General features: G+C 57.3%; 1 protein-coding gene. It reads left to right on the top strand.

What is annotated here, in order from left to right; genetic code table 11:
• Positions 1-38 precede the first annotated feature (38 nt).
• Positions 39-279, top strand: a 241-nt coding sequence (locus G5A07_RS21240; RefSeq protein WP_223107768.1) for a hypothetical protein, incomplete at its 3' end; no start/stop codon positions are given.

Raw genomic sequence — 279 nt, 5'->3', positions numbered from 1 at the left:
CTCTATCCCGGCTGTACGGAAAACAAGGCGGTGACCCCATGACCCCTGGGCCGATGGAGGAGTGGGAAAAGCCGTTCTTCAGTGAACGTATCCATGCCTGCCCGCGTCGCACTCACTCGACCAGCTTTCAATTGGTGGATGAGCGGGGGGATGGCAGCCCCTATGCCGGTCTGGCCTATGAAGTCAGCGATTCTGAGGAAGTTGTCTACCTTGGTGTTCTGGACGAAACAGGGACAGGCCGAATCAATCGTCACTATTGCGGGCCGGTCGTTCTTAAGC

The organism is Stenotrophomonas sp. AS012628, from assembly GCF_010608305.1.
Taxonomy (GTDB): Bacteria; Pseudomonadota; Gammaproteobacteria; order Xanthomonadales; family Xanthomonadaceae; genus Stenotrophomonas; species Stenotrophomonas geniculata.
Note: the sequence above shows the minus strand (reverse complement) of the source record. Positions and strands in the feature narration are given on the sequence as shown.